A 16,730-nucleotide genomic window follows, 5' to 3' on the forward strand; every position below is an offset into this window, starting at 1 on the left:
CATGGCTAACAAAGTGTTCGTCGTCGGTGTGGGGATGACGAAATTCGAGAAACCCGGACGTCGCGAGGGTTGGGACTACCCGGACATGGCGCGGGAGTCGGGCACCAAGGCGCTCGAGGATGCGGGCATCTCCTACGACCAGGTGCAGCAGGGTTACGTCGGGTACTGCTCGGGCGACTCGACCTCCGGTCAGCGCGCGCTCTACGAGTTGGGCATGACGGGCCTCCCGATCGTCAACGTCAACAACAACTGTTCGACCGGTTCGACAGCGCTTTACCTTGCCGCACAAGCGATCCGCGGCGGGCTGGCCGATTGCACGATCGCGCTGGGCTTCGAGAAGATGCAGCCCGGTTCGCTTCAGGCAGGTGCGCAGGACCGCGAGTCCCCGCTGGGCAAGCACGTCAAGGCCCTGGCCGAGATCGATGAGTTCGCCTTCCCCGTCGCGCCGTGGATGTTCGGCGCGGCAGGCCGCGAGCACATGAAGAAGTACGGCACCACCGCCGAACACTTCGCCAAGATCGGCTACAAGAACCACAAGCATTCGGTGAACAACCCGTACGCGCAGTTCCAGGACGAGTACACGCTCGACGACATCCTGGCCGCCAAGATGATCTCCGATCCCCTGACCAAGCTGCAGTGTTCTCCCACCTCCGACGGCTCGGGTGCAGCCATCCTGGCCAGCGAGGCATTCGTCGACAAGCACGGGCTGGCCGCTCAGGCGGTGGAGATCGTCGGGCAGGCGATGACCACGGACTTCGCCTCGACCTTCGACGGCAGCGCGGCCAACATCATCGGCTACGACATGAACGTGCAAGCCGCACAACAGGTTTACAGCCAGTCCGGACTGGGCCCCGAGGACTTCCAGGTGATCGAGCTGCACGATTGCTTCAGCGCCAACGAGCTTCTGCTGTACGAAGCCCTGGGCCTGTGCGGTGAGGGTGAGGCGCCGCGGCTGATCGACAACGACGACACCACCTACGGCGGTCGCTGGGTGGTCAATCCGTCCGGCGGCCTGATCTCCAAGGGCCACCCGCTCGGCGCGACCGGCCTGGCCCAGTGCTCCGAGCTGACCTGGCAGTTGCGCGGCACCGCCGACAAACGTCAGGTCGACGGCGTCAACGCGGCGCTGCAGCACAACATCGGCCTCGGCGGCGCGGCCGTCGTGACCGCCTATCAGCGCGCCGAGCGGTAAGACTTCCCCGCCGAGCAGACGCAAAACTGCCCAAAATCGCCGACAAATTGGCAGGTTTGTGTCTGCTCGCGGGAGAACTCAGGCCGACAACATCGCGTCGATCAGGCGGCGTAACACCTGCCTGATCTCGCGGCGCGCCTTCTTCGGATCCTCGGCGGTGGCGATGGCCATGGCGGCCTCGTCGAGAGCGCCGATCAGCACGTGGGCCAGTGCCCGCACCGGCTGACGGGCCAGCTGGCCCGCCTTGATCGCCTCGGCGAGCAGTTGCTCCGTCATCCCCAGGCTGTAGCGTTGGGCGACATCACGGAAACCGGCCCAACCGAGCACGCTCGGCGCGTCGAGCAAGATCAACTGCCGCACCTCCGGGTCACCGGACACCTCCAGCCAGGCATCGACCGCGGCCCGGATCGCATCGGCCGGTGACGTCGCGCCCGATGCGGCGACCGCCTCGGCCAACCGGAACATCACGTCCTGCTCCACTGCCTCCGCAACCGCCAGGAAAAGCGCTGCCTTGTCGGCGAATTGGTGATACATCGCGCCGCGGGTCACACCGGCGGCCGTCGCGATCTCGGGGGTGCCGACGTCGGCGTACCCCCGTTCGCCCCACAGCCGCCGGGCAGCCGAGATCAACGCCTCGCGGGTGGCCGCGGAGCGCTCCTCCTGAGTACGTCTCTTGTTTTCCATACACCCTGTTGGTAAGTTACCGGCAGACTGTTCGTAAATGCGTATCGAGCCGGGAGTCATCCATGTCGATCATTGAGATTAGCGCCGGAACCATCCATTACGAGGAATTCGGACCATCTGACGGCAGGCCGGTCGTCTTCGTCCACGGCTACATGATGGGCGGTCAGCTGTGGCGGCAGGTCAGCTCGCGGCTGGCCGAGCGCGGCCTGCGATGCATCGTCCCGACCTGGCCGCTGGGCGCGCATCCCGAACCCCTGCGTCCCGGTGCCGACCGCGGGATCCGCGGGATGGCCGGGATCGTCGCCGACACGCTTGCCGCACTCGACCTGCAGGACGTCGTGCTCGTCGGCAATGACACCGGCGGGGTGGTCACGCAGCTGGTGGCGGTACACCATCCGGAGCGGCTCGGCGCTCTGGTGCTGACGAGTTGTGATGCGTTCGAACACTTTCCGCCGCCCATTCTCAAACCGGTGATCGTGGCCGCGCGGTCCAAGACGCTGTTCCGCGTCGGCATCCAGGCCATGCGGATCCCCGTGGTGCGCCGGCGGGCTTTCGCCGGGCTGGCGCACTCGAACATCGATGCGTTCACCCGCGAGTGGGTGCGGACCACGCTGTCGAACCCGGCGATCGTCGAGGATCTCCGGGAGCTCTCCCTGTCCCTGCGCACCGAGGTCACCACCGGAGTAGCTGCGCGGCTGCCGGAATTCGACAAGCCGACGCTGATCGCGTGGTCGGCCGACGACCTGTTCTTCGAGCTCGGTGATGGCCGGCGGCTGGCCGACATCATTCCGAACGCGCGGTTCGAGGTCATCGACGATGCGCGAACATACTCGATGGTCGACCGGCCGGACCGCCTGGCTGACCTGCTCTCGTCGATCGCGGTACGCGCTTAACGTCCCGCGAGCGGGAGAAATCAGAGAGTGATCACCTCATAGGCGCCGTCAGCGTGACGCGCCCGGATGGTCTTCTTGTCGTACTTGCCCACACTGGTGCGTGGCACCTCCTCGATGAATGCCCACCGCTCGGGAAGCCACCAGCGAACCACCTTGTCGGCCAGGAACTCCCGTAGTTCGGCCGGCTCTGCCGACGCACCCTCCTCCAGCACGACGACGGCCAACGGGCGTTCCTGCCAGCGCTCATCCGGCACCCCGACCACGGCGGCCTCCAGCACCGCGGGGTGAGCGATGAGGTGGTTCTCCAACTCCACCGAGGAGATCCACTCCCCGCCGGACTTGATGACGTCCTTGGCCCGGTCGGTGAGAGTGACGTAGCCCTGGGCATCGATCGAGCCGACATCCCCGGTGCGTAACCAGCCGGTGTCGAACTTCTCGGAATCGCGGTCCAGGTAGTAGGCCCCGGTGATCCACGGTCCGCGCACCTCGAGTTCGCCGACGGCGTCGCCGTCGTTGGGCAGCGGTGCACCCGCGTCGTCGACGACGCGCACCTCCACGCCACACATCGGCCGGCCTTGGCTGACCCGCATCTCCCACTGGCGTTCCTCGGTCACCCCTGGCAGCGGCTTGGCCACCGTCGCCAGAGGTGAGGTCTCGGTCATTCCCCAGGCCTGCTGGATGTAGACGCCATACCGCTCCTGGAAGGTCTGCATGAGCGAGAGCGGCACCGCCGAGCCGCCACACGCCACCAGTCGCAGCGACGAAACATCGTGTCCCGGTTCTTTTTCCAACCGATGCATGACGTCGTTCCAGATGGTCGGCACGGCGCCGGCCAGCGTGGGGCGCTGTGATTCGACCAGCTCGATCAACGAGGCGCCGTCCATGAACCGGTCGGGCATCACCAGGTTGGCGCCGGCCATCAGGGCCGCGTACGGCAATCCCCACGCATTGGCATGGAACATCGGGACGATCGGCAGCACAGAGTCACCGCAGCTGACGTCGAGCGCGTTGGCCGTGCAGGTGTTGAGCGCATGCAGGTAGCTCGACCGGTGGCTGTACACCACGCCTTTCGGGTTTCCCGTGGTACCACTGGTGTAACACATTGCCGCCGCAGCGTTTTCGTCGACGTCGGGCCAGTCGAATTCAGTGGGTTGGGCGGCCAACAGCTCCTCCCAACGCAGCACGGTCGCACCCGTCAGCGCGTCCACGTCGCCCTCGCCGACGACGATCACGGTGTGCACGGTCTCCAACAGCGGGAGCACGGGGGCCAGCAGCGGCACCAGGGAGGCGTCGGCGATCACCACGCTGTCGGCGGCCTCGTTGGCGATATAGGCGATCTGTTCCGGGGACAGCCGGATGTTCAGCGTGTGCAGCACTGCGCCCATCGCCGGCACGGCGAGGTAGGCGGCAAGGTGTTCGGTGTTGTTCCACATGAACGTGCCGACGCGCTGGTCGCCGTCGACCCCGACGCCGCGCAGGGCATGCGCCAGTTGGGCTGCCTGCCCGCCCAGCTCCCGATAGTTGATGGTGCGGTAGCGGCCCTGCCCGCAGGCGGTGGTGACGGTCCGGTCGCCGTTGATTCCGCACGCGTGCCGCAGTATCGCGGCGATCGTCAGCGGCCAGTTCTGCATCGTGCTCTTCACGGGCGCGATGCTATGCGCTCTCAGGGAAGCGTCGGCGGGAACGAATCGAATTCCTTGAACGATGTATGTAGGGGAAGATGAGCTGACAACGGCGAGAGGGCGTGACCGATGCGCGTGAAATGGTCCCTGGCGGCAGTCGCGGTAGCTGCGTTCGGGATGGTCGGTGCGTCGTCCGCGGTGGCCTCTGCGGAGGAAACCGCCCAGCAGGTGATCGATCGCCTGCAGTCTGAGGGGTACACCGTCACCATCGACAAGATCGGCACCGCGCCGCTGGACAAGTGCACGGTGACCAGCGTGCGCAACCCCCAGCAGGTCAGCCAATTGGTGCCCTACGTCGGGCCGGGCCTCGGTGGCGATCGGATCCTGGTCCCATCGATCACCAGCCGGACCGTGTCGGTCTCGCTCAACTGCCAGCGCTGAGGGCTACCTCGAACAGTCCAGTGACACCGTGATGGTGCGGCGCACCACTATGGGTACCAGGTCGAATTCCTTCTTGCCGTTCTTGCCGAACCGTTCGACCCGGATGAGCTTGGTCTGGCTCTGTGGGTTGCGGACGCTGGTGACCGTGCACTGATCGAGTGGGGCACTGCCGACCCGGTCGATGTTGACGTGGAAGCCCTCGGCTTCCAGTTGGCCGATGGTGACGATCGGCGACTCGGCGTGGGCCGGACCGGCGGTGACCAGAAGTGCGCCCAGTGCCGTCCCCGACGCGGCCAATATGGCGATCGATGTTCGCATGACCGTGTCTTCTTTCTCAATGCCCCGCACTCACCTTGTCGGTGATGCCCTCACCGTTGTTACGTGTTGGAACGGTGGTGAGTTCAACGCGAAAGGCCCGGCCATTCACCGGCCGGGCCTTTCGCGTCCGTCGAGCCGCTATGTGCGGGCGGGTTCAGCCGCCGCGGCGTGGTTGTCGACCATGGTGAGTTCGTCGAACGGATCGTCACCTCGCAGCACCGCATCGACCTTGGTCTTGTCCACGGTGTGTGTCCACGAGCCGACGAGCAGGGTGGCCACCGCGTTGCCGGAGAAGTTGGTCACCGCGCGGGCTTCGGACATGAACCGGTCGATGCCGACGATCAACCCGACGCCGTCGAGCAGGTCGGGGCGATGGGCCTGCAGGCCGCCGGCCAGCGTGGCCAATCCGGCGCCGGTCACGCCGGCCGCTCCCTTCGACGCGACGATCATGAACACCAGCAGGCCGATCTGCTGCCCGACGGACATCGGGGCGTGCATCGCGTCGGCGATGAACAGCGCCGCCATGGTCAGGTAGATCGCGGTGCCGTCGAGGTTGAACGAATATCCGGTGGGCACAACGACACCCACGGTGCTGCGGTCGACGCCCAGGTGCTCCATCTTGGCGATCAGCCGCGGCAGCGCCGACTCTGACGAGGACGTCGAGAAGATCAGCAGGTACTCGCGGGCCAGGTAGCGCACCAGCTTGAAGATGGACACCCCCGACACCGCACGCAGCAGGACGCCAAGGACGCCGAACACAAACACCACACAGGTCACGTAGAAGCCCAGCATCAGGGTCAGCAACTGCGTGACGGCGGTCCAGCCGGTCTGACCGACGACGTTGGCGATCGCGCCGAACGCCCCGATCGGCGCCAGCCACAGGATCATGATCAACACTTTGAACACGAGCTTCTGCAGGTGCTCGATGCCCCGCAGGATCGGCTCACCGGCGCTGCCCATTCCCTGCAGCGCGAACCCGACCAGCAGCGCCACGAACAGTGCCTGCAGCACGCTTCCGGCTGTCAGCGCGGAGAACAGCGTCTCCGGGATGATGCCCTGGACGAAGTCCATGAGTCCGCCGGCCTCGTGTGCCTTCTCCGCGAGTTCGGCGCCCTTGCCTGCCGAGCTTTCCGTCAGGTGCATGCCGCTGCCCGGGTGGATCAGGTTGCCGACCACCAGACCGATGGTCAGCGCGATCGTGGACATCGCCAGGAAGTAGCCGAAGGCCAAGCCGCCGACCTTGCCGACAGTGGCGGCCTTACGTACCGAGCCGATCCCCAACACGATCGTGCAGAAGATGATGGGCCCGATCATCATCTTGATCAGGTTGACGAACATGGTGCCGAGCACGCCGACGCTCTTACCCACCTCGGGTGCGACGAGTCCGACCACCACACCGAGAACGACGGCCGCGATGACCGCGATGTAGAGCCAGTGGGTGCGGTCGCGACGATGCGGGGTCGCCGGTTCGGGGTGTGGTTCTACGGACACGGTCATCGGTGCCACCTCCAGGTCGGGTCCGGTCGGACTTCGAATGCGCTCTACAAGCACCTTCGACCATAGGGTGAGCCAGGTCACGTTTTAGTTCATTACGTTCACGCAGCGATCCGGCCCCGAGCGCAGCGGCATCGGGACCGGATCAGCGATGGAATTGCTCAGATACCTGTGCAGAGCGAGACGAACGGGATCGGCGCGCAGACGCCCACCGAGAAGTACGGAGTGATGTCGCCGTTCCATGCCGGCGGCGGAGGCGGTGGAGGCGGCGGTGGAGCCGCCACGCAGGAGTCGGACGGCGGATCGTATACGGTGCCCGGCCCACATTCGGCGGCATCGGCGACCGCCGGGGCGATCACCGTCACAACTGCCAGTGCCGCGACCGCGGCCATGATGACGCTTGTCAGGCGATGAATCATGCAGTTCATCGCAGTCTCCCTTGGATCTTCCCTCGACCCTGCTTACGGTCAGATTCTACGACTCCGTGCCGTGGGGCAGCATCCCCGAATTGACGCTGGGATAGGCGCCGCGATGTCCGAGTGAACCGGCTACCAGGGTTTTCCGGCGATTATCTTGGTAGTTCGGTACGTTCACGATCCGGAGGTGTGGTGAGGCGTAGGTGGCGGCGGCTGTGTGAGCGAGCCTGGCCGCGCTCGCTCGCCGGGCAGGCCATCGCACTGCAGGTCCTGGTGGTCGCGGTGGTGGTGCTGGCCGGCACGGCCCTGGCCCTGCTCGATGCCCGCCGCGACGGGCAGGAGGCGGCACGTCAGCAGGTGGTGGGTATCGCGACCGCCCTCGCCGACTCCCCATCCACTGCGGCGGCCATCGAATCAGGCTCTGCGACAGCGGTTTTGCAACCGGTGACCGAGGCGGTCCGCACCGGCACCGATATCGCCTTCATCACGATCATGGCGCCGGACGGAGTCAGGTTCACCCATACCGACCCCCGCCAGATCGGCGGGCACTATCTCGGCACGGTGGAGCCCGCGTTGCGCGGCGAGACGTTCAGCGAGGTCTACACCGGGACGCTGGGCCCTTCGGTGCGCGCGATCGCACCGGTGCACGGTCGCGACGGACGGGTCGTCGGCCTGGTGGCGGCCGGGATCACCCAACAGACCCTGGGACAGCGCTGGCGCGCTCAGATACCGGCGATCGCTGCGATAACTATTGCCGCACTGGTCGTTTCGCTGATGGGTGGCTGGGCGATCCGGCGCAGGCTGTTACGCCAGACGCGTGGTCTGCGGCCCGACGAACTACGGGTCATGTACGACCACCACGATGCGATCCTGCATTCGGTGTCCGAGGGGCTCATCGTGCTGGATCGTGACGGCGTGGTGCTGGCCAACGACGAGGCGCGCCGGCTACTGGGACTGCCGCCCGGTCCGGTGGCTGCACAGGATCTGCCGGATTTTCTGCGCAGCGCCGATCCCGGGGCGCGCGACGAGCTGCACGTCACCGGGGATCGGGTGCTGGTGGTCAATCGGGCCCGGGTCACCGACTCCAGGACCGGCGGGCAGGAGCGAAGCCACCGGGGGGTCAGGACCGGCGGGCAGGAGCGAAGCCACCGGGGAAACAGATCCGAGGTCGTCACGATCCGCGACCGCACGGAATTGCAGGGAGCCCTGGGCGAACTCAGCTCGCTGCAGGTCCTTGCCGACTCACTGCGGGCGCAGGCCCACGAGTCGGCGAACAAGTTGCACACCGTGGTCACCATGGTGGAGATGGGCCGGCCCGAGGATGCGGTCCGGTTCGCCACCAGCGAGTTGGAGTTGTCGCAACGCCTGGTGGACCGATTGTCGCTGGCCGTCGACGAACCGGCGCTGGTGGCATTGCTACTCGGCAAGACCGCGCAGGCCGACGAGCGCGGGATCGTCCTGACGGTCACCGAGGACACACAGTTGGCCGCACATGCGGTGCTCACCGGACAGGAGATGGTGACGGTGCTGGGTAATCTGATCGACAATGCGATGGATGCCTGTGATCGCGAAGACCCGTGGATCGAGGTCACGGTGAGCCAGGACGATCAGGAATTGTTGATCCGAGTGGCCGACAGCGGGCCCGGCATGGACGCGGACACCTTCGAAAAGGCCATGCAGCGGGGATATTCGACGAAGTCGGACTCGTCCGGCCACGGCCTGGGCCTGGCCCTTGTGGCGCAGACCGTCAAACGGCACGGCGGGACGCTGCGAACCGACATCACCTACGGTTCGGTGGTCACGGCGACGGTACCGGTAGCGCCCCACGCATGATGATCAATGTGCTGATCGTGGAGGACGATCCGTTGATCGCCGAGGCCCATCAGGCCTATCTCGGTCGCCTGGAAGGGTTTTCGGTGGCAGCGGTGGCACACACCGCTCGCGACGCGATGCGTGCGGCGTCCGAGGCCGCCGCGTCCGAGCGTCCCGTCGATCTGGTGCTGCTGGACATCGGATTGCCCGACGCCAGCGGAATCTCCTTGGCGTCCGGTCTTTCCGGGCTGCGGCCCGCACCTGACATCATCGCCATCACTTCCGAACGAGACCTGGAGATGGTCCGCGCCGCGGTGTCCCACGGTGCACTGGCGTATCTGCTCAAACCGTTCGCCTTCGCGGCATTTCGCGATCGGCTGGAGCGCTACCGTCGCTATCGTTCGGCGCTGCCGTCGGGAACCGATGCGGCCAGCCAGGCCGAAGTCGACCGGGCGTTGGCCGAATTACGGATCGCCTCAAGCGAATCTGCGAAGTCCTCGGTAAAAGGCGCGGCGTCGCAGACCACCGAGGAGATCGCAGTGGCGGTGCGCGACGATCCGAACGGATTGACCGCCGATGAGGCAGCCAACCGGGTCGGAGTCTCGCGAGTGACTGCGTGGCGCTATCTCGAGCGTCTGGCCGATGACGGCGTCGTATCCCGCACCACGGAGTACGGCAAGGCCGGGCGGCCGCGCACGCGGTACCGCTGGCGCTGAATCAGGCGCCGGCCGGCTCCAGGGCGGGAAGCTGGTGCATCTCCACCGCATCCACCGAGGCGAGCTGCGAGTACAGGGACTCGGCGACGTCGAAGACGTTGACCTGGCCGGCGTAGTCGGCGATGTACAGCCGCGTGCCGTCGGCGCGCACGGCGACCGCGGCGGGCTGTGCGTGCACGTCGACGCTGCCCTGGATCTGGCTGGTCAGCGTGCACCACACGACGACGCGGTCGTAGTCGACCAGGTAGGCGCGGGTGGCGTCGGGGCTCAGCACCAACTGGGTGGGCGCTGCACCGACCTCGACCGCGTCCACGACGGTGCCGGCGGACAGGTCCACGGTGTGCACCACACCGCGGTGCTCGAGGTCGGAGGTCAGCACGTAGGCGATGCCGTCGCCGATCGCGATGTCGCGGATCGGCGCACCGATCCACACCGTGGCCTGGGCCTGGGCGGTTTCGGTGTTGACGATGACCAGCCGGCTGCCGCGGACGTCGGAGGTGGCGACGTACAGGCGCTTGCCGGTCGGATCGATCTGCAGGGCATCCAGGCTGACGCCGGAACCGGTGGCGATGTCGATGGTGCCCACGCGCTCGGCGGTGGTGTCGATGACGGCGATGTCGATGCGCTCGTGGCCGGTGCGGCCGACGAACACGCGCTTGCCGTCCGGGCTGATCGCCAGGGCCGTGACGCTGAAGGCCAGCGGGTACTCGTTGAGCACTGCGCCGGTGATGGTGTCGACCGTCACGATCGAGTCGTGTCCGGCGGTGGCGACGCTGACGTAGGCGCGGTCATCGGCGACGACGACGGCGAAAGGGTCTCCTGCCAGGCGGACCGAACCGACCACGCCCATGGTGTGGGGGTTGATCACGGTCACGCTCTGCGCCGCGGCATTGGTGATCACCGCGGTGTCGCGGTCGGGGTCCACGGCGATGTCCCCGAGCGGGCCCCGTCCGACCTCCACCAGGCCGGCCACGTCGATGTCGTCGAGAGCACCGTCGAATGCGACGCTGCACGCCGACGTGTCGTCGATTGCGTGGTCATGGCGGCCAGGGCGCAGCGCTTCAGTCAGCGCGCGCAGGAAGTTGTTTGCCATGGTCATCGGCACCTCCGCCGGCAAGGCTTTCACCGGCTCTAGATTTCAAGTCGATCTGCGCCGGGAGTGGCGCGGTTGCATCGAGTCTAGCGACCAAACCGACAGGTCCTGGACGAGTTCGCAGCGAATACGCGGCACTCATCAATTCTCTCTCAGAATGCGCTTAGGAAATTCTTCGTTATCGACTCGTTACCTTTTGGTCGCATTCGATTAAATGCTTGTTACCAGGCATTTCCAAGCTTCGGCGGGACGCGGTGCATTTCACGATCAGCGGCGCCGTCAAGAGCAATTCTTACCTTCTCCGGCAAAAGTGAGCCGTAGATCACACCGCGACACGCCAGCAAACTTTCTGTGGCGTCAATGCGCCCAGGTGCGCAGAAACACCGGATATGTGTTACGGCTGTGAAAGTTGAGCTGTGTCAGATGGCGTGTTCGCTGCCGACAGCGACAACTCCGGACACCGGTCAGAGCCGCAACGCGGCAGCGGTGGCCGGGCCGACGATTCCGTCGACCTTGAGTCCGCGCGTGCGGCGCTGGAACTCCTTGACGGCAGCCTCGGTCTGCGGGCCGAAGACGCCGTCGACCTCAAGATCGCCCGCATACCCCGCGTAGGCCGCTTTGAGCCGACGCTGGAGCTGGGCGACCTGCGGGCCTTCCATGGGCGCGAACAGCAGGGTGTCGGTGTACTGCCCCACGGGCACCGGCGGCCGGGGTGTCGGTGCCGGATTCGCGATGTCGCCGATCTGCGCCTGGATGTCGGCGCGCAGGATGTCCATGTCGATGGCGCCCGGATCCCACTTGCCTTGCGCGCGGCCCGCATATTCCTTGTGCCCGATGGTGCGTTGGGAGGTCTGCGCCAACCGGCGATTGATCGCGGCACAACACCGCACCAGCGCGAAATACTGTGCGTCGGGCCAGTTCTTGCGATGCGGCGCGGTGGGACTGGTGCCGCTGTTGGCACACTCGATACCGATCATGTGCCAATTGCCCATGTTCGTCGGCAACCACGGATACTGGCCGATCCCGGCATGCCACGCCACCCCGAGCGCCACGACGGCCACCGTGCCGTCGCGTGCGATGTGCAGCTGCGACAACGGGCCGGGAAGGTCGGGGCGCCCATTGGCGATCGACGCGGCCGTAGCCGAGTCAGATCCGGTGTGGTGCACCATCACCCCACGGATGTCCTTGAAATCGCCGTGCCCACGCGTACGCCAGCCGGGATACTCGACGAGGCCGACACCCTCCGCCCGGAGTACATCGGCCAGCCAGACCGGGTCACCGGTCCATCGTCCCGTCTGAGGCACTGAGATTCCTTTTCGTCGCACAGCAAACCATCTGTGCCACCAAGCCTACGCGCGGGCACCGACATCGCCCGGAACACCGCGCGACGGCCAGATCGGTTATGCATCAACTACTTTGCTCGTCACCATCCCACCTGCGCTCATGCCGCCGACCGTGGTTCGCGAACGCCACGTTCAGCAAATGCGGTCGCGCTGCGGCGCATCGACTTCCCACCCGCAGCAGCGGTCGGATGTGCGAGCATCTGCGCATGGACCCGAAGGACGACCCCGAGGCCCGCATCCGGGAACTCGAGCGCCCACTCGCTGATGCCGCCCGCGCGTCGGAGCTCGGCACCGGGGTTCCCGCCGGCCCTCCCCCGACCCAGCCCTGGACACATCAGAGCTCCTTCCCGCCCCCACCCCCGGGACCACCGGCGCCGTGGCCGGGCTACGAGCCGTATCCGGCTGCGCCGCAGCCCCAGCGCCGCAGCAACAGCGCACCGCTGTTCTTGATGTTCGGCGTGCTCGCGGTGGCGCTGCTGGTCGGCGGCCTGGTGACGGCGTATCTGACGTTCGGCGAATCAGAGACGGCCGGCACCGACACCGACACGGTCACCGACAGCCAGTCGACAACCATCCGGCAGACCACTGTCGGCGACGTGCCGCTGCCCGGACCGGTTGGGCCCACACAGGTTCCGGCCGGCGAGACGGTGATGGTCGCCGGCGTCGGCCAGAACCGGATCATCGAATGCCGGGAAAACACCGTGACGGTCAGCGGCATGCGGAACACGCTGGAGATCACCGGTCACTGCATCGCGGTGGTCGTCTCCGGCATCGAGAACACCATCACCGTCGACTCGGTCGAATCCATCGGGGTATCCGGATTCGACAACCGGGTCACCTTCCACACCGGGCAGCCAGAGGTGGCGAACTCGGGGCAGTCCAACGTGGTCGAGCAGGGCTGACCGGTTCAGGACGAGCGGTCGAGGCGCCCCAGGAAGTCGCGCAGCAGGGCCACCAGTGGCGCCGGATTGTCTTCCGGCGCCCAGGCATAGGAATCGTCGATGAACTCAAGCGCGGCCTGCGGCAGCGTCTGCGCCAGCCGCGACGTGCCCTCGGCGGGGAAATAACGCTCCTCGCGCGGCCAGACGACCAGGGCCGGCCGCTGGTAGTCGGCCAGTCGCGGTGAGTACCTCGCCAGGTAGGCCGGCGACAGCCCGCCGAGGAACCGGCGGAAATCCTTGCGCACCAACGGATCCGTACGCAGCGGCCGCAGATACTCGGCCATCACGTCGGCCGGGATCGGACGCTTGGTCGCGCCGCCGTAGGTGATGCGGAGCCGTTGCACGGGCTTGAGCCCGATCGCGGCCGACTGCAACAGCCCGGCGCCCGGCAGCGAGGCGAGCCGGGCCAGCACCTTGACCGGCCATGGATCGGAGTCGAACGCATTGGTGGCGATGAGCACCAGCGCCTCGACCCGTTGCGGATACTCGGCCGCGACCACCTGGGCGATGTCGCCGCCGTAGCCGTTGCCGACGAGCACCGCTTGCTCGATACCGAGCGCGTCGAGCAGGTCGATGACGGTGCGGGCCAAACCGGGCAGGGTGAGATCGGCACCTGGTAAGGCGGGACTGTGTGATCCGAGGGCCAGATCGGGTGCGATGCAACGGAACCCGTCCCCCAGGCCGCCGACCACATGGCGCCAGACCAGCCCGTTGGCCACCAGGCCGTGCAACAGCACCACCGGCCTACCGCTGCCGTGTTCACGTACACCGACCGGCCCGCAGGGCAATGGGACCATTCGCCGGGAACTGAGCGTGTTCATCTTCTGCGTCCTCTCGCCACGAGCACCGGGACAATCAATACAGACTGTATGCAAACACACCAAGCGCCGAACATCAATACATACAGCTTGTTAAAATTCTCTGATGAGCGACGATCCCCGCGACGGACGAGAGCAGCGCAGTGAAGCGACCCGGGCCGCGCTGATCGCCGCAGCCCGCTCGCTGTTCGTCGAACGCGGCTACGCGGCGGTGTCCACGGGAGACATCGCGCGTGTCGCAGCCGTCACCCGCAACGCGCTGTACTACCACTTCCCCACCAAAGAGGCGGTGTTCCGGGCGGTCTACGAGGATGTCGAAGGTCGACTGGCCGAGCGGGTCCTGCCGGCCGCCCTGGCCCATGACAGCAGCAGAGCGCAGCTCGAGGCCGGGATCGAAGAGTTCCTCGACGGCTGCCTGGACCCCACCGTGGCCCGGATCAGCGTGCTGGAGGCGCCTGCCGCGTTGGGCTTCGCGCAGATGCGTGAGATCGACAATCGCAACTACCTCGGCGCCTTGCGCGACGGCATACGCAGCGCCGTCGAGAACGGTGAGCTGCCCGGACTACCGGTCGATGCGCTCGCGTCGATGCTCATCGGCGCGCTGGACGAGGCGGCCCTGCTGATCGCGACCGCCGACGACCCGGCCGCGGCTCGCCGCGACGCCGGCCAGGTGGCGCGCGCGTTGGTCGCCGGGCTGTTCGTGGGCTGAGCTACAGCACCTTCGACAGAAACTCTTGGAGCCGAGGATGTTTGGGGCTGTCGAACACCTCGGCCGGAGAGTCGTCCTCGACGATGTTGCCGTCGGCCATGAAGATCACCCGGGAGGCCACCTCGCGGGCGAAACCCATTTCGTGGGTGACGACGACCATCGTCATGCCGCCCTCGGCCAGGTCGCGCAACACCTGCAGCACGTCGCCGACCATCTCGGGGTCCAGCGCGCTGGTGGCCTCGTCGAACAGCATGATCGAGGGGTTCATCGCCAGTGCCCGCGCGATCGCGACGCGCTGCTTCTGACCACCGGACAACGTGGCGGGCTTGACCTTGGCCTTCTCCGCCAGGCCCACCTGGGTCAACAACTCCATGGCCCGCTTCTCGGCGGCGGACTTGTCCATCTTCTTGGTCAGCAGCGGCGCCAGCGTGACGTTGTCGATCACCGTCATGTGCGGGAACAGGTTGAAGTGCTGGAACACCATGCCGATGTGCTGACGAACCTTGTCCAGGTCCACTTTTCGATCGGTGAGGTCGAACCCGTCGATGGTGACCTTGCCCGCGGTGATGTCCTCCAGCTTGTTGAGACACCGCAGGAAGGTGGACTTGCCGGAACCCGACGGTCCGATGACACAGACCACCTCGCCCTTGCTGACCGTGGTGTCGATACCGTCGAGCACCACCAGATCGCCGAATGACTTCTTGAGGCCCTCGATGCGGATCTTGACGGTGCCCTCGGGCTCGGCGGCCGCGGCTTCCGGTACCAGCTGGGTCATTTCACGAGCCTCTTCTCAAGCCGATCAGAAAGTTTCGTCAACGCCATGATGACAATGAAGTAGATGATGCCGATGATCAGCCACATGGTGAACGACTGGTAGTTACGGGCGATGATCAGCCGCCCGGTCTGGGTCAGCTCGGCGATGCCGATCACCGACAGGATCGAGGTGTCCTTGAGGGTGATCACGAACTGGTTGATGTACGACGGGATCATGGTCCGAATTGCCTGCGGCAGAATGACTTTTCGCATCGCCGGTAGGTACCCGATACCGAGGCTGCGCGCCGCCTCCATCTGGCCCTTGTCCACCGATTGGATTCCGCCGCGGACGATCTCGGTCATGTATGCCCCGGCGTTGAGCGACAGTGTGATGATGCCCGCGGTCAGCGCCGACATCTGGAAGCCCAGCGCCGTCGGAATACCGAAATAGATGAAGAAGGCCTGCACCAGCAGCGGCGTGCCGCGGAAGATGTCGACGAACGTCGTGCCGATGCCCCGCAACACAATCGATCGCGACACCCGGAAAAGCCCGAAGATGACACCGAGCACCAGCGCGATGGCGATCGACACCACCGTCAGGATCAGCGTCATCTTCAGGCCGGTCATCAAGAACGGGAAGGTGCTCTTGACCAGTCCGGCGAAGGAGTTGTCGGCCTCCGTGGCCCCTTCGCCGAGGTACTTCTCGACGATCTCGTCGTAGCGCCCGGAGTCCTTGAGTTCCTTGAGGCCCGCGTTGAACTTTGTCAGCAGTTCGGCGTTGCGGCCCTTGTTGACCGCGAAGCCGTAGCTGGAGCCCTTCTCCTTGGGCGTCACGGTCTTGAAACCGTTGCCCTGCTGGATGCCGTAGGCGAGCACCGGGTAGTCCTCGAAGACGGCAACGGAGTTACCGGTCTTGACCTCCTCGAACATCGAAGCCGAATCCGCGAACGAGACGATCTGGAAGCCGTACTTGTCCTTGATCGACGCGGCGAACTCGGCGCCCTGGGTGCCGTTCTTGACGGCGACCCGCTTGCCCCTGAGGTCGGCGTAGGACTTGATGTCCTCGTTGGCGGCCGGCACCGCCATCTGCACGCCGGATTCGAAGTACGGATCGGAGAAGTCGAACACCCGCTTGCGCTCGTCGGTGATCGACATACCGGCGATCACGCCGTCGGCCTGGTTGGCCTGAACGGCCTGCAGCGCGGCGTCGAATCCCAGCGGCTTGATCGTGACGTCGAACTTCTGGTTCGCCGCGATCTCCTTGATGAGGTCGATGTCGATGCCGACGAACTTGCCGTCAACATCTTGAAATTCGAACGGCGCGAACGTGATGTCGGTGGCGACGACGTAAGACTCGCCCTCGGCGGCAGCGCGGGCCGGAGCCAGCATCGCGGCCCCGAACAGCCCGACCATCAACGCCACGACGGCGGCCATCAGCCGTTGCGGGGACCGGATGACTCCGGCGATACCCTCGCCCGACGTGGA

At 66.1% G+C, this 16,730-nt stretch carries 17 protein-coding genes; 7 read left to right on the forward strand and 10 right to left on the reverse strand.

Annotated elements, in window-relative coordinates; translation table 11 throughout:
* Nucleotide 1: 1 nt before the first annotated feature.
* Nucleotides 2-1,192, forward strand: a complete 1,191-nt coding sequence (locus QQ25_RS24430; RefSeq protein ID WP_039324148.1) for a lipid-transfer protein — start codon at nucleotides 2-4, stop codon at nucleotides 1,190-1,192.
* A gap of 78 nt (nucleotides 1,193-1,270) precedes the next feature.
* On the opposite strand, the gene QQ25_RS24435 is transcribed toward QQ25_RS24430, so the two are convergent.
* Nucleotides 1,271-1,876 carry a TetR/AcrR family transcriptional regulator gene (locus QQ25_RS24435; protein WP_039381532.1) on the reverse strand — a complete coding sequence of 202 codons (606 nt, stop codon included), beginning with the start codon at nucleotides 1,874-1,876 and terminating at the stop codon, nucleotides 1,271-1,273.
* 62 nt (nucleotides 1,877-1,938) lie between these two features.
* On the opposite strand from QQ25_RS24435, the gene QQ25_RS24440 reads away from it, so the two are divergent.
* Nucleotides 1,939-2,769, forward strand: coding sequence for an alpha/beta fold hydrolase (locus QQ25_RS24440; protein ID WP_039381534.1), 831 nt, complete (start codon nucleotides 1,939-1,941; stop codon nucleotides 2,767-2,769).
* A 20-nt stretch (nucleotides 2,770-2,789) separates the two neighbouring features.
* On the opposite strand, the gene QQ25_RS24445 is transcribed toward QQ25_RS24440, so the two are convergent.
* Nucleotides 2,790-4,412 (reverse strand): fatty acid--CoA ligase, encoded by a 1,623-nt coding sequence (locus tag QQ25_RS24445; RefSeq protein WP_039381535.1) that lies wholly within the window; start codon nucleotides 4,410-4,412, stop codon nucleotides 2,790-2,792.
* 108 nt (nucleotides 4,413-4,520) lie between these two features.
* Between QQ25_RS24445 and QQ25_RS24450 the strand changes: the two genes are divergently transcribed.
* A complete protein-coding gene (locus tag QQ25_RS24450) occupies nucleotides 4,521-4,832 on the forward strand; it encodes a hypothetical protein (protein WP_039324158.1) in 312 nt (103 codons plus the stop codon).
* A 3-nt stretch (nucleotides 4,833-4,835) separates the two neighbouring features.
* Here QQ25_RS24450 and QQ25_RS24455 read toward each other — a convergent pair whose 3' ends face one another.
* The 3 genes from QQ25_RS24455 to QQ25_RS24465 all read right to left on the reverse strand — a co-directional run bounded on the left by QQ25_RS24455 (nucleotide 4,836) and on the right by QQ25_RS24465 (nucleotide 7,072).
* The gene (locus QQ25_RS24455) at nucleotides 4,836-5,150 is read right to left on the reverse strand and encodes a hypothetical protein (protein WP_039324516.1); all 315 of its coding nucleotides are present in this window, start codon (nucleotides 5,148-5,150) and stop codon (nucleotides 4,836-4,838) included.
* A gap of 138 nt (nucleotides 5,151-5,288) precedes the next feature.
* Entirely contained in the window at nucleotides 5,289-6,647 is a 1,359-nt protein-coding gene (locus QQ25_RS24460) for a cation:dicarboxylate symporter family transporter (RefSeq protein WP_039381537.1), read from the reverse strand.
* Nucleotides 6,648-6,805: 158 nt separating this feature from the next.
* Nucleotides 6,806-7,072 carry a hypothetical protein gene (locus QQ25_RS24465; protein WP_039324163.1) on the reverse strand — a complete coding sequence of 89 codons (267 nt, stop codon included), beginning with the start codon at nucleotides 7,070-7,072 and terminating at the stop codon, nucleotides 6,806-6,808.
* A 177-nt stretch (nucleotides 7,073-7,249) separates the two neighbouring features.
* On the opposite strand from QQ25_RS24465, the gene QQ25_RS24470 reads away from it, so the two are divergent.
* Both QQ25_RS24470 and QQ25_RS24475 read left to right on the forward strand, forming a co-directional pair.
* Nucleotides 7,250-8,893, forward strand: coding sequence for a sensor histidine kinase (locus tag QQ25_RS24470; RefSeq protein ID WP_052236036.1), 1,644 nt, complete (start codon nucleotides 7,250-7,252; stop codon nucleotides 8,891-8,893).
* Nucleotides 8,893-9,588, forward strand: a complete 696-nt coding sequence (locus QQ25_RS24475) for a response regulator (RefSeq protein WP_201774270.1) — start codon at nucleotides 8,893-8,895, stop codon at nucleotides 9,586-9,588. Before QQ25_RS24470 ends, QQ25_RS24475 begins: the two co-directional genes overlap by 1 nt.
* Nucleotide 9,589: 1 nt before the next feature.
* On the opposite strand, the gene QQ25_RS24480 is transcribed toward QQ25_RS24475, so the two are convergent.
* Together QQ25_RS24480 and QQ25_RS24485 are read right to left on the reverse strand one after the other, a co-directional pair.
* Entirely contained in the window at nucleotides 9,590-10,687 is a 1,098-nt protein-coding gene (locus tag QQ25_RS24480; protein ID WP_039381748.1) for an MmpL3/TtfA transport complex stabilizer, read from the reverse strand.
* 458 nt (nucleotides 10,688-11,145) lie between these two features.
* Complete coding sequence (locus QQ25_RS24485; protein WP_039324167.1) at nucleotides 11,146-11,985, reverse strand: peptidoglycan recognition protein family protein; 840 nt, start codon at nucleotides 11,983-11,985, stop codon at nucleotides 11,146-11,148.
* Nucleotides 11,986-12,230: 245 nt separating this feature from the next.
* Between QQ25_RS24485 and QQ25_RS24490 the strand changes: the two genes are divergently transcribed.
* Nucleotides 12,231-12,926 carry a DUF3060 domain-containing protein gene (locus QQ25_RS24490; RefSeq protein ID WP_052236060.1) on the forward strand — a complete coding sequence of 232 codons (696 nt, stop codon included), beginning with the start codon at nucleotides 12,231-12,233 and terminating at the stop codon, nucleotides 12,924-12,926.
* A gap of 5 nt (nucleotides 12,927-12,931) precedes the next feature.
* On the opposite strand, the gene QQ25_RS24495 is transcribed toward QQ25_RS24490, so the two are convergent.
* On the reverse strand, nucleotides 12,932-13,786 hold the full coding sequence (locus QQ25_RS24495; protein ID WP_082017661.1) for an alpha/beta fold hydrolase: 855 nt from the start codon (nucleotides 13,784-13,786) through the stop codon (nucleotides 12,932-12,934).
* A 103-nt stretch (nucleotides 13,787-13,889) separates the two neighbouring features.
* On the opposite strand from QQ25_RS24495, the gene QQ25_RS24500 reads away from it, so the two are divergent.
* Complete coding sequence (locus QQ25_RS24500) at nucleotides 13,890-14,492, forward strand: TetR/AcrR family transcriptional regulator (RefSeq protein WP_039324171.1); 603 nt, start codon at nucleotides 13,890-13,892, stop codon at nucleotides 14,490-14,492.
* 1 nt (nucleotide 14,493) lies between these two features.
* On the opposite strand, the gene QQ25_RS24505 is transcribed toward QQ25_RS24500, so the two are convergent.
* Entirely contained in the window at nucleotides 14,494-15,267 is a 774-nt protein-coding gene (locus QQ25_RS24505; RefSeq protein WP_039324174.1) for an amino acid ABC transporter ATP-binding protein, read from the reverse strand.
* The gene (locus tag QQ25_RS24510) at nucleotides 15,264-16,679 is read right to left on the reverse strand and encodes an amino acid ABC transporter substrate-binding protein/permease (protein WP_039381753.1); all 1,416 of its coding nucleotides are present in this window, start codon (nucleotides 16,677-16,679) and stop codon (nucleotides 15,264-15,266) included. Before QQ25_RS24510 ends, QQ25_RS24505 begins: the two co-directional genes overlap by 4 nt.
* Between the last annotated feature and the right edge of the window lie 51 nt (nucleotides 16,680-16,730).

The organism is Mycolicibacterium setense, from assembly GCF_000805385.1.
GTDB classification, from domain to species: Bacteria; Actinomycetota; Actinomycetes; order Mycobacteriales; family Mycobacteriaceae; genus Mycobacterium; species Mycobacterium setense.